Origin of the sequence: Micromonospora sp. NBRC 107095 (genome assembly GCF_030269705.1) — a bacterium.
Classification (GTDB): domain Bacteria; phylum Actinomycetota; class Actinomycetes; order Mycobacteriales; family Micromonosporaceae; genus Micromonospora; species Micromonospora parva.
Genome location: NZ_BSTU01000005.1, coordinates 505,096 through 530,152, shown reverse-complemented (window position 1 = coordinate 530,152; position 25,057 = coordinate 505,096). Strand labels below are relative to the sequence as shown.

The window sequence follows — 25,057 nt, the reverse complement described above, 5'->3', positions numbered from 1 at the left end:
GTCTGGCGATCAGCCGATTACCGGCTCTACCTCACGTTACGTGGCTGCCTGCGCACGTCATGTGATTACCGGGAAACGCGGGATGGCGACGTCGACGCCGACGGTGAGAGTGTGACGTGATCTTCTGACTCGTGACCGTCAGACGGCGACCGACGGATCCGGCCGGTCGCCGCGGGGCACGGCGCCGGTGGTCTCCAGGATGAGCGCGGCGACCAGGTCCGGATCGTCGCTCATCGGCACGTGACCGCAACGGGGCAGCGTCACCACCCGTGCCGCCGGCAGGCCCGACCGGACGCGCTCGGCCTGATGGACGCCGAAGATCCGGTCGCGGTCCCCCCAGCCGACGGTCACCGGCACCGTCGCGTCGGACAGCCGCTGGCAGTCGAAGCGGTAGTCGCGGGCCGCCCGTGCCACGGCGTTGAAGCCGCGTCCGCGGCGTAGGGCGAGCGCGTCGCCCAGCGCGCGCTCGACGTCCAGCAGCGTCGGGCGGGCCATCAGCGGCGCGAAGCACAACGCCCGCAGGTACGCCGAGCGCAGCGCGACCCGCATGATCGGGGTGGGCAGGTACGAGTTGGCCCGCAGCGTCCGGAGGATGGCCAGCGCCCGGCGGCGCTCCGCCGGGGTGAAGAAGCCGGCGGGGGAGAGGGCGGTGGCCGAGGCGACCGCCCCGGCGGCGGCGAGTTCCAGGGCGATCGCCCCACCGAGGCTGTAGCCGGCGACGTGCGGACGCGTCAGCCCCCACCCGGTCAGCACCGGCAGGACCCCGGCCACCGTGGCGGCCATGTCGGCGGGCATGCCGGTGCCGGGCACCGGGGAGTTCCCGAACCCGGGCAGGTCGAGCGCGATCACGTCATGGTGGGCGGTGAGCCGGTCGAACACCGGCTCCCACGCCTGATGGCGGTGACCGATGCCGTGCACGAGCACGAGCGGCTCCCCGCTGCCCGCCCGGCGGAAATGAACGGTCATGACCGTCCTCCCACCGACGTCCTGCCGAAGGACCGCCCGAGCTGGCGCACCTCGTCCTCCATCTGGTCGACCATCGTCCGGCCGCCGAACCTGCTGATCAACGCGTCCGAGAAGCCGCTCAGCACCACCGGTCGCAGCGCCTGCACCACGGCGAGCGACCGGGGCACGTACACCTTGCGTTTGCGGCGCGCGACACCGCGCAGCAGGGCCTCGGCGCACTGCTCGACCGGGACGACGGTGGACAGCGGCGGTGGCAGCCGGCGCAGCGCGGTGCGGAACGACGCCAGGTCGTCACGGATGTCGCGGACCAGGTCGGTGTCGATCCAGATCGGGTGCGCGGTGCCGACGGTGACGCCCTGCGGGCGGGTCTCCAGGCGCAGCACGTTGGCGAACTGCTCCACCCCCGCCTTGGACGCGCAGTAGGCGGCCATGCCGGGCATCGCCGTGAAGGCGGCGGCGGACGAGACGATCAGCACGTGGCCGCGGGCGGCGGTGACGTGGGGCAGGGCCGCGCTGACGGTGCGGATCGCGCCGCAGAGGTTCACCTCGACGGTACGGACCAGCGCGTCGACCGGTCCCACGGCGACGGTGCCGAGATTCGCGATGCCCGCGTTGGCCACGACCACGTCGATGCCACCGAAGCGGTCCACAGTCGAGGCCACCGCGGCGTCCAACCCCGCCTGGTCGGTGACGTCGCACTCGTACCAGTGCGCGTCGAGGTCGGCGCTGAGCCGCTCGAGCAGCTCGCCTTCCAGGCCGACGAGGGCGACCCGGGCCCCGCGGGCGACGGCCTGGCGGGCCAGTTGCGCCCCGATGCCCCGCGCCGCGCCGGTGATGAGAATGATCTTGCCGGTCAGGTCATAGCGCATCGGCGTGCTCCCGTTCCGATTCGTTGGGGGTGCTGCCGGGCGAGGCGGCCTGGTAGTCGCCCGGACGGAACCGGCGTAGCCGCATCCGGAAGCTGGTGGCGAGGCCCGGCCAGACGGTGGTGTTGCGGCCGGTGGCGTCGAGATACCAGCTCGAACAGCCGGTCTGCCAGACGGTGCCGGCCATCTTCTGGTCGATCCGCTCGGTCCAGCGCTGTTGCGCCCGCGCGGTGGGCTCGATGGCCTGGATGCCCGTGGCCCGCATGTGCCGCAGGGCCGCGAGGACCAGGCGCAGCTGCGCCTCGATCATCAGCACCACCGAGGTGTGCCCGAGCCCGGTGTTCGGGCCGAGCAGGAAGAACAGGTTGGGGAAGCCGGCGATGGTGGTGCCCCGGTACGCGTGCATGCTCGGGGTCCAGGCCTCGCTCAGGCTTAGTCCGGCCCGCCCGTGGATGCGCCGCACGACGGGGGAGTCGGTGACGTGGAAACCGGTGCCGAAGATGACGGTGTCCGCCGGGTGGTGCACACCGTCGTCGGTGACGAGGCCGTCCGGCACGATGCGGGCGATGCCGGCGGTCACCACGTCGACGTTGGGCCGGGTGAGCGACGGCCAGTAGTCGTTGGAGATCAGCACCCGCTTGCAACCCATCGTGTACCGGGGGGTGAGCTTGTCCCGCAGGTGCTGGTCGGGGACCTGCCGGCGCAGCGTTCGCAGGGACAGCCGGGAGGCGAAGCGGTTGACCGCCGGGAAAAGGAAGCCCAGGCCCAGGCTCTCGCGGAGCAGATAGAGCCGTACCCGGGCGAGGCGTTGCGCGCCGGGCACGGTGCGGAACGCGGCCTGCTCGACAGTGCTGATCCGGCGCGACAGCCTCGGCATGATCCACGCGGGGGTGCGCTGGAAGAGCATCAGCTTCCCGACCGTCGGCTGGATCTTGGGCACGAACTGGACGGCGGAGGCGCCGGTGCCGATCACCGCGACGCGGCGGCCGGTGAGGTCGTGATCGTGCCGCCATCGCGCCGAGTGGAACACGGTGCCGGCGAACTCGTCGATCCCGGGCAGGTCGGGAATGGCCGGGTCGCTGAGCGGGCCGGCCGCACAGATCAGGACCCGGGCGCTGTGCTCGCCGCCGGAGGTGCGCAGCAACCACCGTTGGCGCTGGTCGTCCCACCTCGCCTCGTGCACCTCGTGGCGCAGCCGCAACCTCGGGCGGATGCCGAAGCGGTCGACGCAGCCGCGCAGGTAGTCCCAGATCTCCGGCTGGCTGGAGAAGGTGTTGGACCAGTTCGGGTTGGGAGCGAAGGAGAAGGAGTAGAGGTGCGACGGGACGTCGCAGGCACAGCCGGGGTAGCTGTTGTCACGCCAGGTGCCGCCGACGTCGTCGCCCCGGTCGAAGACGAGAAAATCGGTGAAGCCGGCCCGCTGCAGGCGGATGGCGGCGCCCAGGCCCCCGAAGCCGGCGCCGATGATGGCAACGTCTGTGTCCATTCACTCCTCCGTGGGCTCGGGCCTGGCGGCCGGGTCGGGCTCGGGCGGCCAGGGCGGATCGCCCACGCCGGTGATGCGTACGCCGCCCCACGGATCGACCTCGACCAGTCGGGCAGGTCGGACCCGGTCGGCGATGCGCACCTCGACGTCGCGCCGCCCGGAGCGCAGCAGGTGGGCCACCGGTGGCGCGGGCTCGATCCGCCCGCCCCAGTGGAAGCGACCGTCGACCGGCTCCCACCGCCCGCTGAGGTGCACCCGGACCGAGGTGCCCTCGACGCCCGCCGGGCCGTGGTAGGTCACGGCACGATCCGCTCGTGGGCGCGGGTCAGCTCGGGTGGCAGGTCGGCGCTGGCGCGTACCCCCTCGATGCCGCTCCACAGCAGGGTGGTCAGGTAGTCGGTGAGGGCGGCGCGGCTGATCGGCTGGCCGTGCGTGGTCCACCAGTCGCCGACCGCCTGCACGAAGCCCACCAGGCCGTACGCCCACGGCTCCGCCGGACCGGCGTCGAGCCCCAGCGCCCGCAGCCGGTCACCGATCACCCGGGCCAGCCCGGCGGCGACCTGTCGGCTGGTGCCGGCGACGACCTGGTGGATCCCGGGTTGACCGGACTGTCGCATCAGGAACCGGTAGAGCGTGGGCTGTGACTCGATCACCCCGAGGTACGCGTCGATCGTCGCCTCGACCAGGTCACGTTCCTCGCGGACCTGCTCGATCGCCGGCGCGATGGCGTCGACCACCCGGGCCGCCACCACCTCGCTCACCGCGACCCAGAGCTGCGACTTGTCGGCGAAGTAGCGGTACAGGACCGGCTTGCTGACGCCCGCGGTGGCGGCGACCTGTTCCATGTCGACGTCCGGGCCGTGTCGCAGCAGCGCCTGCACGGCGGCGCCGACCAACTCCTGGCGTCGGTTCTCACGATGGTCTGCCCAGCGGTCCCGGCGGCCGTTGCCCTTTGCTTTCGGATCGTCGGCCGGAGGTGGGTCGGATGCATTGACATCGGTGAGCGGCGATTGCATGCTACTACTCGTAACAGTTACCGGCCGTCACGTCAATATGGAGGAGTCATGGAGGCCGCACCGGCGAAAACCGAGCGCGCGGCGGTGGCCGAGCGACTGCTCACGTCCGCACTGCGGACCAGCTACGACCCCACCGTCGAGATCGACTGGGACGCCCCGCACACCCCCGGCGCCTACTGGCTGCCACCCCACCGCAGCAGCCTCTACGGCACCCCGTTGTGGGAGGGGCTCAGCGAGGAGCGGCGCGTCGAACTGACCAGGCACGAGGTGGCCAGCGCCGCCAGCGCCGGGCTGTGGTTCGAGACGATCCTCATGCAGATGCTGATCCGCGAGTACTACCGCGCCGACCCGACCAGTCGGCAGGCCCAGTTCGCGCTGACCGAGGTCGCCGACGAGTGCCGGCACTCCATCATGTTCGGCCGGTTGATCGAGGCGATGGGGTGTCCGGTCTACCGCGCGAGCACGGTGGACCACCACCTCGGGCGCTTCCTCAAGGCCACCGCCAGCGGCCCCCGGATGTACGCCGCGATCCTCATCGCCGAGGAGATCCTCGACGCGTTCCAGCGCGAGATCATGGCGGACGAGTCGCTCCAACCGCTGATCCGGATGGTCTCCCACATCCACGTCGTGGAGGAGGCGCGGCACGTCCGGTTCGCCCGCGAGGAGTTGGCCGCCGCGGTGGCGGCCACCGGCCCGGTGGGCATGGCGTACGCCCGGCTGTTGGTCGGTCGCGCCGCCTACACGATCGCCAACCGCCTGGTCCATCCCGACGTGTACGCGGCGGTGGGCATTCCACCGGCGGTCGGTCGTGCCGCCGCCCGCGCCAACCCGCACTGGCGAGCCACCCTGCGCTGGTCGGCGGCCCGGGTGTACGCCAACCTGGCGGGTGTCGGCCTGGTGGCGGGGCCGGGGCGTCTGCTGTGGGCCCGGGCCGGGCTGATCTGACCCTTGTCCGTCAGTTCAGGCGACGATTCTGTCAGGCCCGTTCGACCCGGGCCTGCTGGTGATCGGTCAGCCGTAGCCCCACCCCGCGCACCACGTCGATGGTGGCCCCGGTGCCCAGGTCGGTCAGCTTGCGGCGCAGCCGCTTCACCAGCGACTGCACGTCCGCCTTGCGTTCGCGCCCCTCGTCACCCCAGACCGACCGGTGCAGCTCGGCATAGCTCCACACCCGGGCCGGCTCGGTGATCAAGCAGGTCAGCAGGTCGTGTTCCAGCCGGGTGAGGTCGATCTCCCGTTCTCCGCAACGGGCGCTGGAGCGGGCCGAGTCGATCACCAGGGTGGCGACCGGCGCCGGTTCGGGCGCGGCGGCGACCTGCTGCGGAGCGGCGATCAGCCGGCGCAGCTCGTCGAGGTCGGCGACCAGCAACAGCGGCGCAATGCCGTCGAGAAGCTCCGCGAGCCGGATGCGCTCGGCCGGCGACGGGGTGACCGCGATCAGCAGCGGGAACGGCTCGTCGGCCGGATCACCCCTGTTCACCGTTGCCTCATCCTTGGCCACACCGCACCACCCGGGATCGATGGGCATCCCTGCCCAGCTCTCGTCACGGTTCTGACAATGATTGGCAAGCGCGCCGCCGGCCACTGCGACTCTTAGCGACAAGTTGCTCACGGCAAGTTCTTGATCGTCCGTTCTTCTCGATCATAGTGTCCACTCGGGCAACCGGCGTGACCCGCGCGGTGCATGGGGAGGTCCACCATGGCCCACTACACCCTGGGTCGTTCTGAGGGAGGCAGCACCTATGTTCAGACGTCCACAATGGCGACGCGCAGCCAGATCGCTGGTGAGCGCCGGTGCGGCGACGATCCTCGCCGCGACATGCCTGACCACCATCGGTTCGGGCGCGCAGGCCGCGCCGGGCGGTGCGATGGGGGCGGGCACCTCGACCGGGGACAAGATCCGACCCGAACTCGCCAAGCAGCTCCAGGCCAAGAGTGAAGGGGACTTCTGGATCCGGTTCAAGGACCGGGCGGACCTGAGCAAGGCCAGCGCCATCAAGGACTGGTCGAAGCGCGGCACGGCGGTGGCGGACGCGCTGCGCAAGACCGCCGCGGCGAGCCAGGGCAAGATCCGGGCCGACCTCGACAGCTCGGGCACGAAGTACCAGACCTTCTGGGCCACCAACGCCATCAAGGTGAACAGCGGCTCCCTGGCGATGGCGCAGAAGTTCGCCGGCCACTCGGAGGTCGAGGGCCTCTACGCCCCGGTCGCGTACAAGGTGCCGGAGACGACGAAGGGCGCCGACGAGAAGACGGTGAACGCCCTGGAGTGGGGCATTGCCAACATCAACGCCGACGACGTCTGGTCCCAGTACGGCGTCAAGGGCGAGGGCATCACCATCGCGAACATCGACACCGGTGTGCAGTTCGACCACCCGGCGCTGGTGAACTCCTACCGGGGCAACAACGGTGACGGGACGTTCGACCACAACTACAACTGGTTCAACGCCGCCAACGCCACCGGGGCCTGCGCGACCGCTCCCTGCGACGGCGACGGCCACGGTACGCACACGATGGGCACCATGGCCGGCTCCGACGGCGCGAATCAGATCGGTGTCGCCCCCGGGGTCAGGTGGATCGCGGCGAACGGGTGCTGCCCCAGTGACGCCGCCCTGATCGAATCCGGTCAGTGGATGCTCGAGCCGCTGGACCTCAACGGTCAGAACGCGGACGCGAGCAAGCGACCGAACATCATCAACAACTCGTGGGGCACCCGGGACCCGTCCAACGAGCCGTTCATGGAGGACGTGACGAACGCCTGGGCCGCGTCCGGGATCTTCGGCGTCTGGTCCAACGGCAACAGCGGACCGGCCTGCCAGACCAGCGGCTCGCCGGGCAGCCTCGCCAGCAACTACTCCACCGGCGCGTACGACATCAACAACAACGTCGCCGGCTTCTCCTCCCGCGGCGCCGGTCAGAACGGCGAGATCAAGCCCAACATCTCCGCGCCGGGCGTGAACGTCCGGTCGAGCATCCCGGGCAGCGCCTACGGCAGCATCAGCGGCACCTCGATGGCCGCGCCGCACCTCGCGGGGGCGATCGCGCTGCTGTACTCGGCGGCGCCGTCGCTGGTCGGTGACGTCAACGCGACCCGCGCACTGCTCAACGGCGCCGCGATCGACAAGGCCGACGACCAGTGCGGTGGCACCGCCGCCGACAACAACGTCTACGGCGAAGGCCGGCTGGACGCCCTCGCGCTGCTCAACGCCGCCCCGACCGGCGACATCGGCACGCTGGCCGGCACGGTCACCGACGCGACCTCCGGCGCCCCGATCGCCGGCGCGACGCTGACGCTCACCGGCCCGTCCGAGCGCGAGCTGACCACCGGTGCCGACGGCAAGTTCTCGACCCAGCTCCCCACCGGTGACTACCAGGTCGCCGTCGCGGCGTTCGGGTACGGCGGCGCCACCAGGACGGCAACCGTCGCCAAGGCCACGACCACGACGCTCAACGTCGCCCTCACCGCGGTGCCGAGTGTCAACGTCACCGGCGCGGTCACCGACGGCTCCGGCCACGGCTGGCCGTTGTACGCGAAGGTGACAGTCACCGGCGTGTCCGGCGTCTACGACTACACCAATCCGTCGAACGGTCGCTACAGCATCAAGCTGCCGGCCGGGCAGACGTACACCCTGACGTACGAGTCGCAGTACCCGGGCTACCAGACCGTCACCAAGCAGGTCGTGGTCGGCTCGGGCAACGTCACCGCCAACGTCGCCGTGCCGGTGGACACCACTGTCTGCACCACCGCCCCCGGGTACACGTTCGGCTCCGACGGTGAGTACGAGACCTTCGACGCCACCACCACGCCGGCCGGCTGGACCGTGGTGGACAACGCGGGCAGCGGTCAGGTCTGGAAGTTCACCGACGACGGCAACCGGGGCAACCTGACCGGCGGCAGCGGCAACTTCGCGATGATCGACAGCGACGATTACGGTGCGGGCAACAGCCAGGACACGTCCCTGGTCAGCCCGGTGGTCGATCTGACCGCGGTCACCGCCCCGGTGATCCGGTTCAACCAGGACTTCAACCAGCTCAACGACGACACCGCCGACGTCGACCTGAGCATCGACGGCGGTGCCACCTGGACCAACGTGCTCCGGCAGGAGACGGACGTCCGGGGACCGAAGCTGACCGAGATCCCGATCCCGCAGGCGGCCGGTCAGGCGCGGGTGCAGGTCCGGTTCCACTACTACGACGCCTCGTACGAGTGGTGGTGGGAGGTCGACAACGTCCTGATCGGCAGCCAGGTGACCTGCGTACCGGTCGACGGTGGTCTGGTCGTCGGCAACGTCCGCGACAAGAACGACGGCAGCTACGTCAACGGCGCGACCGTCACCAGCAAGGACCGGCCCGCCGAGAAGGCCGTCACGGTGGCGACCCCGGACGACCCGGGGCTGGCCGACGGCTTCTACTGGATCTACTCGTCGCTGACCGGCGCGCACCCGTTCACGGCGACCGCCGGCAACTACGTCAGCCAGACCAAGACTGTCGACGTCGAGGCCGACTGGGCGACCACCGCGAACTTCCAGCTCGCGGCCGGCCGACTGTCGGTGACGCCGACTCAGCTCAGCGCCACCCTCCAGATGCCCAACGGCAAGACCAGCAAGACGTTCACGGTGACCAACACCGGCGGCGCGCCGGTCGAGGTGAAGTTCGGTGAGCGGGACAACGGGTTCGAACTCCTGCGGGCGGACGGCTCCACTGTCACCCGGCAGCAGGTGCTCGGGTCCGGCGGCGCGCCGGAGCAGCGGCTAACCGTGCCGACGTCGTTCGCCGCCAAGGCGTCCGGCAAGGAAGCCAAGGCCGCCGCCGCTGCGGTCGGCCCGAACGCGGCACCGTGGACCGACATCGCCAACTACCCGGCCACGATCATGGACAACCGGGTGGTGAACCTGGACGGCAAGGTGTACTCGATCGGTGGCGGCAACGGCGAGGCCTCCACCACCAAGAACTACGCCTACGACCCGGCCGCGCAGACCTGGACGGCGATCGCCGACCTTCCGGGCGCCCGCAACGCCGTGACCGCGGGCGTGGTGAACGGCAAGATCATCGTCAGTGGTGGCTGGGGCGACGCCGGCCCGGACTCCGCCACCTGGTCGTACGACCCCGGGGCCAACACCTGGACCGAGCTGGCCGACAACCCGGCACCCCGGGCCGCGGCCGGTCAGGGCGTCGTCGACGGCAAGCTGTACGCGGTCGGTGGCTGCACGACCGCGTCCTGCACGCCGATGTCGAACAGCGTGGTCCGGTACGACCCGACCAGTGACACCTGGGAGACGATGGCCAACTACCCGAAGTCGGTGGCCTTCGCCTCCTGCGGCGGGATCGACGGCGTCCTCTACTGCACCGGCGGCAACGACGGTTCCGCCGCGCAGAAGTCCAGCTACGCCTTCGACCCGGGTGCCAACACCTGGACCGCCATCGCCGACGCGCCGACCGAGAACTGGGCCAGCGCGTACGCCGTCGCCAGCGGCAAGCTGCTCGTCGTCGGTGGTTCGCAGGGCGGGGCCATCAGCAACGCCGGCTTCGCCTTCGACCCGGTCGCCGGTTCGTGGTCCAACCTGCCCAACGCCAACACCGCGCGGTACCGCGGCGGCGCGGCGTGCGGCTTCTACAAGATCGGCGGCTCGTCCGGCAGCTTCGACGCGGCTCCCGAGAGCGAGGTGCTCCCGGGCTTCGAGGGCTGCTCCGAGTCGGCCGCCGATGTCAGCTGGATGACCGTCGACAAGTCGGAGGTCACCCTCGCGCCGGGTGCGAAGGTCACCGTCACCGTCGGTCTGACGGCGAACGTGGACCAGCCGGGCACCTACTCCGGCGCGGTCGCGATCTCCGAGAACACCCCGTACTCGGTCGCGCCGGTCGCGGTGACCATGACCGCGAACCCCCCGAAGACCTGGGGCAAGCTCATGGGTACGGTCACCGGCACCAGCTGCCAGGGTGCGACCTCGCCGCTCGCCGGTGCGGTCGTGCAGGTCGACTCGTGGGCGGCGTCGTACACCTTCGCCACCGATGCCGAAGGCAAGTACGCCTACTGGGTGGACCGCCGCAACAACCCGCTGACGATGATCGTGGCCAAGGACGGCTGGAAGCCGCAGACCCGCCAGACCAGGATCGACACCGCTACCCCCACGGTGGAGAACTTCGGGTTGGCGCCCATCAGGTGCTGACGGCCGAGCACTAGCCGCATGACGTCCGGCCCGCCTGGTCCTCGACCAGGCGGGCCGGACCGCGCCCGGGGTGATCAGACGGGCGCGAGCCGGAAACCGACGCCGCGTACCGAGTGGATCGTCGCGGCGGCGTTGAGCCTGGCGAGTTTGGCGCGCACCCGGCGAACCACCGAGTGCATGTCCGAGCCCCGGCCGAGGTGCCGGTTGCCCCAGACCTCCAGGTGCAGCCGCTCGTAGGTCCACACCTGCCCGGGGGCGTGCACCAGGCAGAGCAGCACGTCGTGTTCCAACCGGGTCAGGTCGATCTCCTGGTCACGCCACCGCAGCACCCGGCGGTCGGAGTCGACCGCCAGATCCGGTGGCGGGGGCTGCGGGCTCGGCGTCACCTCGGCGAGCGCCGCCCTGGCCGGCGGAGCCGGGGCGACGGGTGCCTCGACCACCCCGAGAAACTCTCGGGCCTGGTCGACTGTCGAGACGATCAGAAAGGCGTCGCTGCCGCCGAGCAACCGGGCCAGATGTCGCCGCTCGGCCGGCGAGGATGCGATGCCGATGACCAGGCTGGCGACTGGAATTTCCTGCATGTGCCAACACCTTCCGGTTCCCCACATCACTCCGGATGGATTTTTTCGCGCCACCGACCGAGACATCGATCGGCGTCCTGACCCTAGTGGTGGCTGATCTCGGCTGGGTAAAACATAGTTGCATGTAAGCATGTGAATTCCGTTGCGCCGGCCAGGCCACCCGACCCCACCGCCGACCATGCGCTTCTCCGGAAGCGGTAGGGGTGTTTGTGACAGAACCAAGACAATCCGAGGACGGCGTACGGACCTGCGGGGGCGAGCATGGTCGCCATGTCCACCGGATCGCTGTACTCCGTCGGGCGCTCGACACCCGGTCCGGCGCGCCCGCTGCCCCACGCCCGCGCGGCGGTGCCGCTGGGGCTCCGACTGCTCGCCGCAGCGCTGTGTGGTCTGCTGACCCTGACCCTCACCGCCGCCGTCTTCGTGCGGACCCATCCCGGGCAGTGGCTGGACGGGGTGCTCCTGCCGCCCGCCCAACGGGGCGGCGGGTACGAGCAGGAGACAGTGCTCGTGGGCCCGGCCAAGACGGTACTGGCCACCTTCGGCAACCCGACGCTCATCGCGGCCCTGCTCGGCGTGGTGCTGCTGGTGGGCGTGCTGCGCCGCCGGCTGGTGGCGGGCGTCGTCGGCGTGAGCGTGGTCGTCTGCGCGGTGCTGGTGGCCGGCGCGGTGAAGACACAGCTGCCCCGCCCGGACCTGGGGATCGGGAGTTCCACCACCCACAACAGCTTTCCCAGCGGTCACGTCGCGGCGGCGACCGCCCTGCTGCTGGCGTTCCTGCTGGTCCTGCCCGGGTGGGCCCGGCGCTGGCTGGCGGTGCCGGGCGCGGCGGGAGTCTCGGTGATCGCCGCCGCCACGATGGTCGCGGGCTGGCACCGGCTCAGCGACGTGCTCGGTGGCGTACTGCTGGGGGTGACAGTGTTCTTCCTGGCCGCGGCCGCGTTGGCGGCCTGGCCCACCGACCAGGACGTGGCCGGCGGTCCGGCCGGCGGCGGCCTCTGGCGCAGGCTGGCCGAGGCGGCAGCCGGGCTGGTCGTGCTGGTCTGGGCGCTGGTGGTGGTCGTGCCCGGTCTGGCCGCGTCGGTGCAGCGCGGGCTGCTGGTCGCGATCGTGGCCGCGGCCGGGTCGACGATGTTCCTGGTGGGCACGGTGGTGTTCCTGGTGCGTTCGACGGATTTCGTGGTGCCGCGGGCGGCACGGAGCCCCGCGCAGCCGCAGCCGTCGACCGAAACCCGAAAGATCTCATGATGGGATACTTGACGACATGTCCCAGGTGCTGTTGATCGAAGACCACCAGACGGTGCGCGACGGACTGCAGTTGGCGCTCACTCGGCAGGGCCACACGGTGCACGCCGTGGGCACCGGCGAGCAGGGGCTGGAGCGGCTGCGCGCGGCCCCGTCCGATGTCGTGGTGCTCGATCTCATGCTGCCCGGCATGGACGGGTTCGAGGTCTGCCGCCGGATCCGGCAGCTCGGTGACCTGCCGATCATCATGCTCACGGCCCGCAACGACGACATGGACGTGGTCGCCGGCCTGGAGGCCGGCGCCGACGACTACGTGGTCAAGCCGGTGCAGGCCCGGGTCCTGGAGGCGCGCATCCGGGCGGTGCTGCGACGCACCGGTGGCGACTCGCGGCGCGGCGGCGAACGGGCCGGCCTGGAACAGCACGGCGCGTTGACCATCGACCGGGCGGCGCTGGTGGTCAGCAAGGACGGGACGCCGGTCAGCCTGGCCCCCACGGAGCTGCGGCTGCTGCTCGAACTCTCGCACACGCCCGGTCAGGTGCTCAGCCGCCAGCAACTGCTGGAAGCCGTGTGGGAGCACGGTTACCTCGGTGACTCGCGACTGGTGGACGCGTGCGTCCAGCGGGTCCGCGCCAAGATCGAGGCCGATTCGTCGGCGCCGGTCTTCATCCAGACCGTGCGGGGTTTCGGATACCGGTTCGGGCCGCTGTGACCTTCTGGCGCTCGGTCGCCGCCCAGGCATCGAGCCTGCGGGTTCGGCTACTGCTGGCGTTCGCGCTGCTCGGGGTCACCACCACGGCCGTCGTGGCCAGCGGCAGCTACTTCCAGGCCCGGACCGTCATCCTCCAGCAGGCGCAGGACGCCGCGGTGATGTCGCTGACCGACCAGCTCACCAAGGTCTACCCGATCGCCCAGCTCCCGCCGACCCAGAACGACCTGGACCTGTTGGCCCAGCGGCTCTCCGACCGCGAGGGCTTCGCGGTGGTCATCTACCGGGACATGCGGGCACAGGGCTCGCAGACACCCGCCCCGCTCAGCCCCGAGCTGCGGGCTGAAGTCGGCGACGGTCGGATCGCCTGGCAGCGTGTCTCGCAGGACGGGCAGCCCTGGCTGCTCATCGGCACCCAACTGCGGCTCGAGCGCCCCGACGGCACGGCCCACCCGTCCGGGTTGGAGGTCTACTCGGTGCGCGATCTCGTGCCCGAGCAGCAGAGCATCGACCAGCTCGCCACCAGGGCGTGGTGGACCGGCGGGTTGTCCCTGCTCCTCGCCGTCCTGCTGGCCCTGCTGTCCGCCCGGGGAGTCCTGCGACCCGTCCGCGACCTGGGCCGAGCGGCCCGCCGCCTCGGCGAGGGCGACCTGAGCACCCGGCTGACGGTCCGAGGAGTGGACGAGCTGGCCGACGTGGCGCGGACCTTCAACGACACCGCCGGCACGCTGGAGCGGCAGGTCGGTGAACTGCGGCGGATGGAATCCGACGCCCGCCGCTTCGTTGCCGACGTCTCGCACGAGCTCCGTACCCCGCTGGCCGCGATGACGGCGGTCACCGACGTGCTCGACGAGGAAGCCGACCACCTGCCCGGGGACGCGGGCCGGGCCGCTCGGCTGGTCAGCCAGGAGACGCAGAACCTCACCCACCTGGTCAACGACCTCATCGAGATCAGCAGGTTCGACTCCGGCACGGCCCGGCTCGCCCTCGACGACGTGGACGTGGGCGCGGCGGTGACCGCGACCCTGCGGATCCGCGGCTGGACCGACCGGGTACGCGCCGACCTGCCGCCCGCTGTGGTGGCCCGGCTCGATCCCCGCCGGCTGGACGTCATCGTCGCCAACCTGGTCGGCAACGCCTTCCGGCACGGTGCCGAGCCGGTGACCGTACGCCTGAGCGCCGACCCGGACTGGGTCACCATCGAGGTGGCCGACCAGGGGCCGGGGCTGGACCCGGAGGTGTTGCCGCACGTGTTCGACCGCTTCTACAAGGCCGACACCGCGCGGACCCGCTCCGAGGGCAGCGGCCTCGGCCTCGCCATCTCCTGGGAGAACGCGCGGCTGCACCGCCACGGCGAGCGCCGGGGGGCCCTCGTCGCCGGCAACGCCCCGGGTGGCGGCGCGCTCTTCACGCTCCGGCTGCCCCGCGAGACGACGGACACCGGGGGTGCCCGGTGACCGGCCGGCGGACCGGGCGTGCGCTGCTCGCCGCCGCACTGCTGCTCGGACCGCTGCTGACGGCGGGGTGCGGGGTACGGCCCAGCGTCGTCATCACCGGTCGTCCAGCGGTCAGCGGCCCCGCGCAGGGAGTCGGGCTCTACCTGGTCGCGCAGGGCGAACTGGTGCTGGTGCTGCGCCCGGTCAAGGGGGATTCCTCACCGAACAAGGCGCTTGCCCTGCTCGCCGCCGGCCCGCAGCCGAACGAACGCGGCCAGGGCCTGACCAGCGACGTGCCGACCGGGTTGAACCCGGTCGTCGAGGTGACGCCCGCGGCCGGTCGGTTCGGTGGTCTCACGGTGCGCGTCACCGGGACGGCGCAGGCGTTGTCGCCGACGGCGACCGATCAGATCATCTGCACGGTGTCCGACGCCGCCGCCCAGGCCGGCCTGGTGGCAAGTTCGGGCCCGGTCACCATCGTCGGGTCCGACGGTGCCCAGCCAGCCCGCCGGTGTCCCGCCAGGTGACCGGGCCGAACCGCCTCACACCAGGTCGACAGCTCGGGCCTGCCGGGGCAGGCCACTGTGGTGGCTGTGGTCCTGATCGGCCAGCGCGCCGGAGATCAGGATGTCGATCAGGGCGGCGAAACCGATGCCGGCCTGCTGCCAGATCTGCGGGAACTGTGACGCGGCGGTGAAGCCGGGGAACGTGTTGACCTCGTTCACGATGGGCTCGGGCGACCCCTCGGTGGGCAGGAAGAAGTCGACCCGCAGCAGCCCGCGGCAGTCGAGGGCCTGGAAGGCGCGGATCGCACGGTCCTGGAGCACCTCGGTGGTCGCCGCGTCGAGCGGGGCGGGAATCTGGAAGGTCGCCCCGCCGTCGTACTTCGCGTCGTAGTCGAAGAAACCCGCGCCGCTCACCCTGATCTCCAGCGGCGGGCCGGCCTGCACCTGCCCGTCGGGGTGCTGGAGGACGGCCACGTCGATCTCGCGTCCGCGCGCGCCCTGCTCGATGAGCACCTTCGGGTCGACCTGACGGGCCTGCTCCAGCGCGGCGGGAACCCCCGCCCAGTCGTCCACCTTGACCACACCCAGGCTCGAACCGGCCCGGGCCGGTTTCACGAAGACCGGCAGCTGCAGCCGGTGTTGGTCATCGGGCGACAGTTCCTCGCCGGGACGCAGGGTCACCCCCGGGCTGACCCGCAGGCCCTCCGCCGCGAGGAGTCGCTTGGTGACCCCCTTGTCCATGCCGGCGGCGCTGGCGAACACACCGTTGCCCACGTACCGCACGCCGAGCCATTCCAGCAGCGACGACACGGTGCCGTCCTCGCCGTACGGGCCGTGCAGGGCGGGGAACACCACGTCCTGGGCGCGCAGCACACGCAACGCTGCGGGAAGGGGCGTCGGTCGACCGCCGACGTGCCACCCGCCGTCGCGGTCGATGAGCACCTCGGTGACCTGGTACCGCTCCCGGTCCAGGTGTGCCAGGATGCTCGCCGCCGAGCGGCAGGACACCTCGTGCTCGCCGCTCTGCCCGCCGTAGAGGACCGCCAGTCGCGTTGTCATGAATTCCGTGCCCTTCCGTCGAGGTGGTCGCGGGCCACCCGAGCCCCGACGCCGGTCAAGATCTCGTGTGGGTTGGTGTCGGCCCAACGGGCCCACTCGACGACGCTCGGAGGGTGGTGGTCACCCTCGGCGGGGCCGAACACCACGACCGGGTCGCCGATCGTCACGGGAAGATCCCCGGCGTCGACCACGCACTGGTCCATGGCGATGCGTCCGACGACCGGGCACCGCCGACCGCCGAGCCACACCGAGGCGCGCCCACCCGCGGCCCGGGGCAGCCCGTCGGCGTAGCCGAGCGGCAGCAGCGCCAGCGTGGTCGGTGCGCTGGTCACGTGTTCGGGCCCGTAGGAGACACCCGTGCCGGCCGGTACCCGCTTGACGTTGACCACGCTCGTCCGCAGTGTCATCGCGGCGCGCAGCCCGTACTCGCCGGGACCGCTCGCGCCGAACGGGTCCACGCCGTACAGGGCGATCCCGATCCGGCAGAGGTCGAAGCGGGTCTGTGGTGCGCGGAGCGCGGCCGCCGAGTTGGCCAGGTGGAGGAGATCGGGGTCCAGACCCGCCGACCGTGCGATCCGCAGCGCCTCCTCGAAGACCGCCACCTGTCGGGTGAGCGCGGGGGCGCCCGGCAGGTCGGCGTCGGCGAGGTGGGACCACACCCCACGCACCCGGATACCGCCCTCCCGTTCGTACTTGCGGGCCCAACCGACCAGCTCGGGCCAGTCGTCCCCGGCGGACCCGTTGCGGGACAACCCGGTGTCCGCCTTGAGCTGCACCATCGCCGGCGCGCCGAGCAGACGGGCCGCGTCGGCGACGGCGTGCAGGTGCGTCGTCGTGGACACGCCGATGTCGACGCCACCCTTGATCAACATACCGAAGTCGTCGTCCGGGCGGTGCAGCCAGCTCAACGTGGGCGCTGTCACACCCGCGTCGCGCAGGCTCAGCGCCTCGGCGGTCGAGGTCACCCCCAACCAGGCGGCGCCGGCCCGGAGCGCGGCCCGGGCCACCTGCACCGCGCCGTGGCCGAACCCGTTGGCCTTCACCACGGCCATCAGTCCGGTGCCGGTGACCGACGCGATCGTCCGTACGTTGCTGGAGATCGCCTCCAGGTCGACCAGGGCTTCGGCGAGCATGCTCATCGGGCCGCCTCCACCCGCCGCCGGCCGGGGAGCGCGAACAGCCAGCCCGCGCGGACCGCGAGCAGCGCGCGGTGGACGGCCAGGCTCAGGCCGATCACCAGCCCGGTGAGCAGAATCGGATAACCGAGCACGATCAGGCCCTGACCAGACCCACCCAGCCCGGAAACCGGTACGAGCAACAGCCGGTGCAGCAGGGCCAGGACCGGCATGTGGATGACGTAGATCGGCAGGGTGATGCGGCCGAGCCTAGCCAGCGGATCGCTGAGCGCCGACCACGAGGTCAGCCGGGCGGCGGCGGTTATGCCGAAGATCACTGCCAGCACGGAGACCGCCGGCCACACACCGAACCACTGCTGGGCGCCGGTCACCGCCATCGCGGCGAGCGCCAGGACGTAGGCGCCCGAGGTCAGCACCAGCCGGCGGTGGTTGGCCGTGGCCGCCCACCGTTCGATCTGCGGGCGCAGGTACAGGCCGGCGAGGAAGAAGACCAGGTTCTGGTAGAGACCGGCACGGTTGCCCGGGGTGTCGAGCAGGCCGGCGGCGGCGACGGCGGACAGCGCGGCGGCGGGGAGCAGGACCAGCGTCCGGGGCAGCCGTCGGGTCGCCTTGGCGATCGTGAAGTACACCGCAAGGGCGTACAGGTACCAGAGGTTGGACGGCGTGACGGTGAGCTGCTCCAGCAGACCGAGCACCGAGGTGGCCCGGTCGGTGGGCAGTTGCGGCGCGGCGGCGAGGACCGCCGTGTGGATCAGCAGCCAGACGGCGTACAGGTAGAGGAACCCGGCGATCCGGCCACGGGCGACCAGCCGCCAGGGCCGCTGGACGGCGTTCGCCGCGAAGACGCCCGAGATGGTGAAGAACAGCGGCATCCGCAGCGGGAGGAACTGTTCACCGAGCGTTCCCCAGAAGCCCGGCACCGGTACGCCGATGTGCCAGTCGATCTGGAGGTAGTCCTTCACCACCACGTGCCACAGCACGACGAGGACGATGCAGACGCCCTTCGCGGCATCGGCCCACTGTGCCCTCGGGGACCCGGCGGCGGGCGCGGTGGTACTGGTGGGTCCGGTCCGCTGACGGTGGCGGAACCGGACACGTGTCGCGTCGGGCTCCCGCTCGGTGGGCCGGGACTCGGTGAGCTGTTGGATCACCCATCGAAAGTTGCCAGCCGGATATCCGCGCGTGATCCCCGAATTGTCATGATCCGGTAATGGACGTGGCCGGACCCGACTCGTCGGCGGTGCGGAGCCGCCCCGGCGCAGGCCCGGCAGCACTAGGCTCGGTGCGGAGGTGCCGAACATGAAGCTCGGGCTGCACTACTGGAACTACTCGACCCCGGCCGACCCGGCCGCCATCGCACCGACCCTGGCGCAGGCCGCCGCCAGCGCCGAGCAGGCCGGCGTCGCGTCGTTCACGGTGATGGACCACTTCTTCCAGATGGACGCGGTGTTCGCGGCCGAGGAACCGATGCTGGAGGCGTACACCACGCTGGCCTACGTCGCGGCGAAGACCCAGCGCATGACGCTGGGCGTGCTGGTCACCGGTGTGATGTACCGGTACCCGGGATTGCTGGCCAAGACCGTGACGACCCTCGACGTGCTCTCCGGCGGCCGGGCCCGCCTCGGCATCGGCGCCTCCTGGTACGAGCGGGAGCAGCTCGGGCTGGGTGTGCCGGTCGTACCGGTGGCCGAACGGTTCGAGCGGTTGGAAGAGACGCTGCGCATCTGCCTGCAGATGTGGAGCGCCGACGACGGCCCGTTCAACGGCAAGCACTACCAGCTCGCCGAAACCATCAACTCGCCGCAGCCGTTGAGCCGCCCGCACCCGCCCATCATGATCGGCGGCGGGGGCGAGAAGAAGACCCTGCTGCTGGTGGCCCGGTACGCCGACGCCTGCAACCTGTTCGGCCGCGCCGGCATCGACGACGTCGCGCGCAAGCTGGATGTGCTGCGCGGGCACTGCGCCGCCGAGGGCCGCGACTACGACACCATCGAGAAGACGGTGGTCGCCGCCCAGGCGCCGCTGGACGACACCGACGCGTTCCTCGCCGAGGTGTCGGCGTACGCGGCGCTCGGCGTGAGCGAGGTGCAGGTGACGCCGGATCGGCACCCGGTCGAGTTCGCCCAGCGGCTCGGCGACGAGGTGCTGCCCCGGTTGGCCGACATCGGCTGACTCCGCCGTGACGGGTGCGGGTGCCACGGTGAACAACTCGCCAATTCCTGGTGGATCAACGGTGCGCCCGCACCGTCTCGGGCTCCATTAACGACATTCCCCGGTGGGGATGAGCCGGATCACAGAATGTGGCGCGCTTCGGACGCCGGAAATTGTTCGACGTCGTGCCAGGTAGCCTCTTCGGGTGTCGCAGATGGTGCCGCCTCTAGTTACCGATCGGTATGACGTCGCCGAGGTCATCGGCCAGGGCGGAATGGGTCGAGTGTGGAAAGCCCGCGACCGAATGCTGCACCGGGACGTCGCCATCAAGGAAATCGTTCCACCGCCCGGCCTGACCGATGAGGCCCGACAGGAATTGCGGGTCCGGTCACTTCGGGAGGCGCGGGCAATCGCGCAGCTCGACCACGCCAACGTCGTGCGGGTCTTCGATGTGCTGTTGAGCGCCGACGGTGACCCGCGGATCGTGATGGAGTACGTGCCGTCCCGGTCGCTGCACGACACCATCACCACCGACGGCCCCGTCCCGCCGGTGCGGGCGGCCGAGATCGGGCTGGCCGTGCTCGGCGCGCTGCGCGCCGCCCACCGCGCCGGGATCATGCACCGCGACGTCAAACCGGCGAACATCCTCATCGGGGTGGACGGTCGTATCGTGCTCACCGACTTCGGCCTGGCTACCGCCGTCGAGGACGTGAACCTGACCCTCAGCGGTGTGGTGCTCGGCTCGCCCGCGTACGTCTCGCCCGAGCGGGCGATGCGGGGCACAGTCGGTCCGGAGGGGGACTTCTGGTCGCTCGGCGCGACCCTCTACGCCGCCGTCGAGGGTCAGTCGCCGTACGCCCGACCGTCGAGTTTGATGAGTCTCACCGCGTTGGTCACCGAGCCACCACCCGCGCCGCGACACGCCGGACCGCTCGCGCCGGTGCTGGCCGGCCTGCTGCGCAAGGACCCGGCCGAGCGGATGGACCCCGACACGGCCGGGCAACTGCTCCGGGCGGTGCTGGCGGGCACCCCACACCCGCCGATCGCGGTGACCTGGCGCTCGGCGCCCGCCGCACCTTCACCGGCCGCGATCAGGTCCGGCTCGGTCGACGTGCCGGACGTACCCCGATCGTCGGCCGCTGCGGCGGACGGTGACCGTCCGGGACGGGCCGGTCGTCGGCGGGCCTGGCTTCTCGGTGGCCTCGCGGCAGTGGTCGCGCTCGGCGTGGCGGTCGGGGTTCCGCTGGCCACCCAGCGGGCGGCGCGGCCGACCGGCGGTGGGGCGGAGCTGGTGGACGCCGCAGTGCCGGGTGCGCCGTCGACGACCGGCGGCGCGCCGAGCACCGCTGCGCCGAGCACCGCCGCGCCCCGGCCGATCTCCTGGTCGGTCTACCGGGACGGCAGCGGCTTCTCGATGCCGGCGCCGCGCGACTGGCGGATCGTCCGTCGCGGGCAGCGGGTCGAACTCCACGAGCCGGACGGCGAACGGATGCTGGTCGTCAGCCGGACCGACTCGCCGACCAGCGATCCGCTGACCGAACTGGGCGGCCCGGCCGTCAATGAGCGGTACCGCGACTTCCGCCGGGTCGAGCTGGTCGCCGTCAACTACCAGCTCAAGGCGGCCGACCTGGAGTGGGTCTACACCAGTGACGCGGGCACTGCGATGCACGCCCGCCAGCGCACCTTCACGACCGGGAAGCGTCAGGGCTACAGCATCGCCTGGCTGGCGCCCGAGTCCGCCTGGGCGGCGGGGGCGGACGTGTTCCGGGAGGTCACCGCGGGCTTCCGGCCGGCGTCGACAGCGGACGGCGTCACCCCGTCCGGCACGCCGGACCGGCGGGTGTCGTCGACGCCGAGCGGCCCGCCGGCGCGGTCGGGCGACCGGCTGGTCGGGGTGGCGAGCAACCGGTGCCTGGACGTTGACGCGCCGGACTCACCCGACCCGGTCCGGGTTCGGATCTTCGACTGCCGGGACGACCGTGCCGCCCAGCAGACCTGGTCGCTCCGCCCGGACGGGAGCGTGCAGTTGGGTGGGCGTTGCCTGGACGTGCTCGGCGCGTCCAGCGACGCCGGGGCGGCGATCCAGCTCACCACCTGCAACACCACCCCGGCGCAGCAGTTCGCCCTGACCGAGGCCCGGCAACTCGTCAACGCGCACAGCGGAATGTGCCTGGGCACTGTCGGCCAGAGCACCGCGAACGGCGCGCTGATCGAGCAACGCAGCTGTGGCGCCGGCACGGGTCAGCTGCAGTGGGCCCGGCGATAGCGCCAGCACGCCGACGAGGGCCGTCCCCGTGGGGAGGACGGCCCTCGTCGGTTGGCCAGGTCAGGCGACCGAGACGGGGAACCGTTCCCACACCCGGTGCGCGGCCATCAACTGCTGCACCGCGGTCAGTGCCTCGGTGCCCGAGCCCGCCGCGACGACACCCGGCGTGCCGGCGACGCCGGCCTGCTCCAGCACCGTGACACCGGCGCCCCAGGCGCCGACCGCCTTCGCGTGTCGCCAGCACTCCTCGACCAGCAGCAGCACCCGCGGGTCCACTGTGGTGGGCTCCGGCCGGCCGGCCTTGGCGTCGCGGGCGGGCAGGGCGTCCGGCGCGGGTGCCGGCGCTCCGGCCAGCAGGACCGCGTCGAACTCGACCGACCGGCCGGTGGCGAAGGTGCGCTGCACCGGCAGGTCACCCACCATGCCGCCGTGCGGGGCGATCAGCAGCGGCACCATGCCGGCGTCGAACACGGCCCGGCGGACCTCGTCGACGCCGTCCAGGTCACCGGCGGGGTCGACGACGATCCCGACGATGCGGCCGTCGGCGGGCCACTCCCGACCGACCTGCGACAGCGCCGGGCTGGGTGTGACGTCGGCGAGCGGCACGCTCGGCTGCGGCGCGGGCAGGCCCAGGCCGGTGGCGACCTGCTCGCACAGCACCGGGTCGATGTTGGCCAGGCTCTGCAGCTGACGTTCCTTGATCGCCTGGTGGTAGCACTTGCCCAGCTCGAAGGTGTACGCCCGGATGATGTGCTCCTTCTCGACCGGCGACATGCTCAGCCAGAACAGGCGGACCTGGCTGTAGTGGTCGTCGAACGAGGCCGGGTTGGCGCGTACCTTCGGCGCCTGCGCCACGGTGACCGGCACGTCGACGAAGGCGTGCTCGGCGTCCCCGGCCGGGAACGGGTTGCCGCCGTCGAGCGAGTTGGGCCGGTACGGCGCGACGCCCGCGTGCACGGCGTGCTGGTGGAAGCCGTCACGCAGCATGTCGTTCACGGCGGCGTGCGGGCGGTTGATGGGGATCTGCGCGAAGTTGGGCCCGCCCAGCCGGGTGAGCTGCGTGTCGAGGTACGAGAAGAGCCGGCCCTGCAACAGCGGGTCGTTCGTGACGTCGATGCCCGGCGGCAGGTGACCGAGGTGGAAGGCGACCTGTTCGGTCTCGGCGAAGAAGTTCGTCGGCGTCCGGTTGAGCACCAACCGGCCGATCGGCTGCACCTCGGCCAGCTCCTCCGGGACGATCTTCGTCGGGTCCAGCAGGTCGATGCCGGCGAAGGTTTCCTCGGGAGTGTCCGGGAAGACCTGGATGCCCAGCTCCCACTCGGGGTACGCGCCGGCCTCGATGGCGTCGTAGAGGTCGCGGCGGTGGAAGTCCGGGTCCATGCCGCCGAGCAGCTGCGCCTCCTCCCAGGTCAGCGAGTGCACACCCAGCTTGGGCTTCCAGTGGAACTTGGCCAGCACCGTCTCCCCGGCCTCGTTGACCAGGCGGAAGGTGTGCACGCCGAAGCCCTCCATCGTCCGGTACGAACGGGGAATGCCTCGGTCGGACATGTTCCAGATGGTGTGGTGCTGCGCCTCGGTGTGCAGCGACACGAAGTCCCAGAAGGTGTCGTGGGCGCTCTGCGCCTGCGGGATCTCCCGGTCCGGGTGCGGCTTGCCGGCGTGGATGATGTCCGGGAACTTGATGGCGTCCTGGATGAAGAAGACCGGCATGTTGTTGCCGACCAGGTCGAAGGTGCCCTCGTCGGTGTAGAACTTCGTGGCGAAGCCGCGGGTGTCGCGGACGGTGTCGGCCGAACCCCGCGAACCGAGCACCGTGGAGAAGCGGACGAAGACCTCGGTCTCGCGCCCCTTCTTGAGGAAGCCGGCCCGGGTGACCGCCTCGGCGGTGCCGTAGGCGGTGAAGACACCGTGCGCGCCCGCGCCCCGGGCGTGCACCACGCGCTCCGGGATGCGTTCGTGGTCGAAGTGCGTGATCTTCTCGCGTAGGTGGTGGTCCTGCAGGAGCACCGGGCCGCGCGGGCCGGCCTTGAGCGAGTGGTCGGTGTCGCGCAGCCGCGCCCCGTTGGCGGTCGTGAGGTAGGCGCCCTGCTGACCCTTCGCAGTGCTCGGCACGCCGGTCTCGGCGCCGGTCGGCGTACGCGTCTGCGGCGTACCCTGTTCCGGCTTCGGCGGCAGCGGGTCGTGCGGCGTCGTCGGTTCCTCGACGGGTGGTGGCGCGCTCCCCGGCGCACCGGGGACGTCCGGGGTGAGGGCGTCGGCGATCTTTCCTGAAGCGGTCTTCACGGCGTTCTTGACCGCCTCGGCGGGCTTGCTGGAATCCACTGAACGAACCCTCTCGATGGCGCGTGTACGGGCAGGCGCCTGCCCTGCTACCCCTGGTCAGAGGGTCGAAACACATCTGGTCGCGGCATCCTCCACGGGGACTGGTGATTTCGCCGATGCCGGGACCGGCGGAGCGGCTGAAACTGACACACGTCGATATCCCTCGACTCTAGGGAGTGCCCGACGTGTCCTCACCAACCACCACCCGTCCCCGTTCCGTCGTAGCCCGGTTCGCGCTGGCCGCCGTCCTGGCCGCCGGCGGCGTCGTGGCCGGCTCGGCCGGCGCCGCCCAGGCCGCGAGCCCGTACGAGCGGGGCCCGGCCCCGACCACCGCGATCCTGGAGGCCAGTCGCGGCCCGTTCGCCACGGCCTCGCAGAGCGTGTCCTCGCTGAGCGTCACCGGCTTCGGCGGTGGCGTCATCTACTACCCGACCAGCACCAGCGAGGGCACCTTCGGCGCCATCGCCATCTCGCCCGGCTACACCGCCAGCTGGTCGAGCATCAGCTGGCTCGGACCGCGCATCGCCTCGCACGGCTTCGTGGTGATCGGCATCGAGACCAACACCCGGCTGGACCAGCCGGACAGCCGGGGCCGGCAGCTGCTCGCCGCGCTGGACTACCTCACCGAGCGCAGTTCGGTGCGGACCCGGATCGACAGCAGCCGACTCGCGGTGGCCGGCCACTCCATGGGTGGCGGGGGCAGCCTGGAGGCGGCCTCGTCGCGGCCCTCGTTGCAGGCCGCGGTGCCACTGGCGCCGTGGAACCTGGACAAGAGCTGGTCCGAGCTGCGGGTGCCGACCTTGATCATCGGTGGGGAGAGCGACAGCGTCGCGCCGGTGGCGACGCACTCCGTGCCCTTCTACAACAGCATCCCGGCCTCCGCCGAGAAGGCGTACCTCGAGCTGAACGGGGCGAGCCACTTCTTCCCGCAGACCACCAACACGCCGACCGCCCGGCAGATGGTGGCCTGGTTGAAGCGGTTCGTCGACGACGACACCCGCTACGAGCAGTTCCTCTGCCCCGGCCCGAGCGGTTCGGCCATCCAGGAGTACCGCAACACCTGTCCGAGCGCCTGACGGCGGTCACCGGGGCGGTCGCCGTTGGCGGCCGCCCCGTCCGCCTGCGTGCGGGGAGCATCGAAGGTC

General features: G+C 71.4%; 20 protein-coding genes. 9 read left to right on the top strand and 11 right to left on the bottom strand.

What is annotated here, in order from left to right:
- Positions 1 to 138: 138 nt before the first annotated feature.
- The 5 genes from QSK15_RS25225 to QSK15_RS25205 are packed head-to-tail and all read right to left on the bottom strand — an operon-like array spanning position 139 to position 4,334.
- Complete coding sequence (locus tag QSK15_RS25225) at positions 139 to 966, bottom strand: alpha/beta fold hydrolase (RefSeq protein ID WP_285796623.1); 828 nt, start codon at positions 964 to 966, stop codon at positions 139 to 141.
- On the bottom strand, positions 963 to 1,835 hold the full coding sequence (locus tag QSK15_RS25220; protein WP_285796622.1) for an SDR family oxidoreductase: 873 nt from the start codon (positions 1,833 to 1,835) through the stop codon (positions 963 to 965). The genes QSK15_RS25225 and QSK15_RS25220 overlap by 4 nt, the downstream gene beginning before the upstream one ends.
- Positions 1,825 to 3,318: a flavin-containing monooxygenase gene (locus QSK15_RS25215; protein WP_285796621.1), complete on the bottom strand. Its 1,494-nt coding sequence runs from the start codon at positions 3,316 to 3,318 to the stop codon at positions 1,825 to 1,827. Before QSK15_RS25215 ends, QSK15_RS25220 begins: the two co-directional genes overlap by 11 nt.
- Complete coding sequence (locus QSK15_RS25210; RefSeq protein WP_285796620.1) at positions 3,319 to 3,618, bottom strand: DUF4873 domain-containing protein; 300 nt, start codon at positions 3,616 to 3,618, stop codon at positions 3,319 to 3,321. It lies immediately after the preceding gene.
- Complete coding sequence (locus tag QSK15_RS25205; protein ID WP_285796619.1) at positions 3,615 to 4,334, bottom strand: TetR family transcriptional regulator; 720 nt, start codon at positions 4,332 to 4,334, stop codon at positions 3,615 to 3,617. The genes QSK15_RS25210 and QSK15_RS25205 overlap by 4 nt, the downstream gene beginning before the upstream one ends.
- A 48-nt stretch (positions 4,335 to 4,382) precedes the next feature.
- Here QSK15_RS25205 and QSK15_RS25200 point away from each other — a divergent pair, with 48 nt between their 5' ends.
- On the top strand, positions 4,383 to 5,279 hold the full coding sequence (locus QSK15_RS25200) for an AurF N-oxygenase family protein (RefSeq protein ID WP_285796618.1): 897 nt from the start codon (positions 4,383 to 4,385) through the stop codon (positions 5,277 to 5,279).
- Positions 5,280 to 5,310: 31 nt separating this feature from the next.
- Here QSK15_RS25200 and QSK15_RS25195 read toward each other — a convergent pair whose 3' ends face one another.
- On the bottom strand, positions 5,311 to 5,814 hold the full coding sequence (locus QSK15_RS25195) for a winged helix-turn-helix domain-containing protein (protein WP_285796617.1): 504 nt from the start codon (positions 5,812 to 5,814) through the stop codon (positions 5,311 to 5,313).
- Between the two features lie 304 nt (positions 5,815 to 6,118).
- On the opposite strand from QSK15_RS25195, the gene QSK15_RS25190 reads away from it, so the two are divergent.
- Positions 6,119 to 10,501, top strand: coding sequence for a S8 family serine peptidase (locus QSK15_RS25190; RefSeq protein WP_285796616.1), 4,383 nt, complete (start codon positions 6,119 to 6,121; stop codon positions 10,499 to 10,501).
- Positions 10,502 to 10,575: 74 nt separating this feature from the next.
- Here QSK15_RS25190 and QSK15_RS25185 read toward each other — a convergent pair whose 3' ends face one another.
- The gene (locus tag QSK15_RS25185; protein WP_285796615.1) at positions 10,576 to 11,082 is read right to left on the bottom strand and encodes a winged helix-turn-helix domain-containing protein; all 507 of its coding nucleotides are present in this window, start codon (positions 11,080 to 11,082) and stop codon (positions 10,576 to 10,578) included.
- Positions 11,083 to 11,352: 270 nt separating this feature from the next.
- Here QSK15_RS25185 and QSK15_RS25180 point away from each other — a divergent pair, with 270 nt between their 5' ends.
- From QSK15_RS25180 to QSK15_RS25165, 4 genes are read left to right on the top strand one after another with little or no spacing between them, the layout of a single operon-like run.
- On the top strand, positions 11,353 to 12,330 hold the full coding sequence (locus QSK15_RS25180; protein ID WP_285796614.1) for a phosphatase PAP2 family protein: 978 nt from the start codon (positions 11,353 to 11,355) through the stop codon (positions 12,328 to 12,330).
- Positions 12,331 to 12,346: 16 nt separating this feature from the next.
- Positions 12,347 to 13,039 (top strand): response regulator, encoded by a 693-nt coding sequence (locus tag QSK15_RS25175; protein ID WP_030337016.1) that lies wholly within the window; start codon positions 12,347 to 12,349, stop codon positions 13,037 to 13,039.
- Positions 13,036 to 14,493: an ATP-binding protein gene (locus QSK15_RS25170; protein WP_285796613.1), complete on the top strand. Its 1,458-nt coding sequence runs from the start codon at positions 13,036 to 13,038 to the stop codon at positions 14,491 to 14,493. The genes QSK15_RS25175 and QSK15_RS25170 overlap by 4 nt, the downstream gene beginning before the upstream one ends.
- The gene (locus tag QSK15_RS25165; RefSeq protein ID WP_285796612.1) at positions 14,490 to 14,999 is read left to right on the top strand and encodes a hypothetical protein; all 510 of its coding nucleotides are present in this window, start codon (positions 14,490 to 14,492) and stop codon (positions 14,997 to 14,999) included. The genes QSK15_RS25170 and QSK15_RS25165 overlap by 4 nt, the downstream gene beginning before the upstream one ends.
- A 15-nt stretch (positions 15,000 to 15,014) precedes the next feature.
- Here the strand turns inward: QSK15_RS25165 and QSK15_RS25160 are convergent, their stop codons facing one another.
- The 3 genes from QSK15_RS25160 to QSK15_RS25150 are packed head-to-tail and all read right to left on the bottom strand — an operon-like array spanning position 15,015 to position 18,324.
- On the bottom strand, positions 15,015 to 16,037 hold the full coding sequence (locus QSK15_RS25160) for a D-alanine--D-alanine ligase family protein (RefSeq protein ID WP_285796611.1): 1,023 nt from the start codon (positions 16,035 to 16,037) through the stop codon (positions 15,015 to 15,017).
- Complete coding sequence (gene alr, locus QSK15_RS25155) at positions 16,034 to 17,176, bottom strand: alanine racemase (RefSeq protein ID WP_285796610.1); 1,143 nt, start codon at positions 17,174 to 17,176, stop codon at positions 16,034 to 16,036. Before alr ends, QSK15_RS25160 begins: the two co-directional genes overlap by 4 nt.
- Positions 17,173 to 18,324: an acyltransferase family protein gene (locus tag QSK15_RS25150; RefSeq protein WP_285796609.1), complete on the bottom strand. Its 1,152-nt coding sequence runs from the start codon at positions 18,322 to 18,324 to the stop codon at positions 17,173 to 17,175. The genes alr and QSK15_RS25150 overlap by 4 nt, the downstream gene beginning before the upstream one ends.
- 148 nt (positions 18,325 to 18,472) lie before the next feature.
- Here QSK15_RS25150 and QSK15_RS25145 point away from each other — a divergent pair, with 148 nt between their 5' ends.
- Together QSK15_RS25145 and QSK15_RS25140 are read left to right on the top strand one after the other, a co-directional pair.
- Positions 18,473 to 19,345: an LLM class F420-dependent oxidoreductase gene (locus QSK15_RS25145; RefSeq protein WP_285796608.1), complete on the top strand. Its 873-nt coding sequence runs from the start codon at positions 18,473 to 18,475 to the stop codon at positions 19,343 to 19,345.
- Between the two features lie 193 nt (positions 19,346 to 19,538).
- Positions 19,539 to 21,590: a serine/threonine protein kinase gene (locus QSK15_RS25140; RefSeq protein ID WP_502889651.1), complete on the top strand. Its 2,052-nt coding sequence runs from the start codon at positions 19,539 to 19,541 to the stop codon at positions 21,588 to 21,590.
- A 60-nt stretch (positions 21,591 to 21,650) separates the two neighbouring features.
- Here the strand turns inward: QSK15_RS25140 and QSK15_RS25130 are convergent, their stop codons facing one another.
- Positions 21,651 to 23,912 (bottom strand): catalase, encoded by a 2,262-nt coding sequence (locus QSK15_RS25130; RefSeq protein ID WP_285796607.1) that lies wholly within the window; start codon positions 23,910 to 23,912, stop codon positions 21,651 to 21,653.
- A gap of 185 nt (positions 23,913 to 24,097) precedes the next feature.
- Here QSK15_RS25130 and QSK15_RS25125 point away from each other — a divergent pair, with 185 nt between their 5' ends.
- A complete protein-coding gene (locus tag QSK15_RS25125) occupies positions 24,098 to 24,988 on the top strand; it encodes an alpha/beta hydrolase family protein (RefSeq protein ID WP_030337001.1) in 891 nt (296 codons plus the stop codon).
- Positions 24,989 to 25,057: the final 69 nt, after the last annotated feature.

Coding starts and splice junctions, on each gene's coding strand:
- QSK15_RS25225 (WP_285796623.1), bottom strand. CDS start 966: ATGACCGTTCATTTCCGCCGGGCGGGCAGCGGGGAGCCGCTCGTGCTC.
- QSK15_RS25220 (WP_285796622.1), bottom strand. CDS start 1,835: ATGCGCTATGACCTGACCGGCAAGATCATTCTCATCACCGGCGCGGCG.
- QSK15_RS25215 (WP_285796621.1), bottom strand. CDS start 3,318: ATGGACACAGACGTTGCCATCATCGGCGCCGGCTTCGGGGGCCTGGGC.
- QSK15_RS25205 (WP_285796619.1), bottom strand. CDS start 4,334: ATGCAATCGCCGCTCACCGATGTCAATGCATCCGACCCACCTCCGGCC.
- QSK15_RS25200 (WP_285796618.1), top strand. CDS start 4,383: ATGGAGGCCGCACCGGCGAAAACCGAGCGCGCGGCGGTGGCCGAGCGA.
- QSK15_RS25185 (WP_285796615.1), bottom strand. CDS start 11,082: ATGCAGGAAATTCCAGTCGCCAGCCTGGTCATCGGCATCGCATCCTCG.
- QSK15_RS25180 (WP_285796614.1), top strand. CDS start 11,353: ATGTCCACCGGATCGCTGTACTCCGTCGGGCGCTCGACACCCGGTCCG.
- QSK15_RS25175 (WP_030337016.1), top strand. CDS start 12,347: ATGTCCCAGGTGCTGTTGATCGAAGACCACCAGACGGTGCGCGACGGA.
- QSK15_RS25160 (WP_285796611.1), bottom strand. CDS start 16,037: ATGACAACGCGACTGGCGGTCCTCTACGGCGGGCAGAGCGGCGAGCAC.
- alr (WP_285796610.1), bottom strand. CDS start 17,176: ATGAGCATGCTCGCCGAAGCCCTGGTCGACCTGGAGGCGATCTCCAGC.
- QSK15_RS25145 (WP_285796608.1), top strand. CDS start 18,473: ATGAAGCTCGGGCTGCACTACTGGAACTACTCGACCCCGGCCGACCCG.
- QSK15_RS25140 (WP_502889651.1), top strand. CDS start 19,539: ATGGTGCCGCCTCTAGTTACCGATCGGTATGACGTCGCCGAGGTCATC.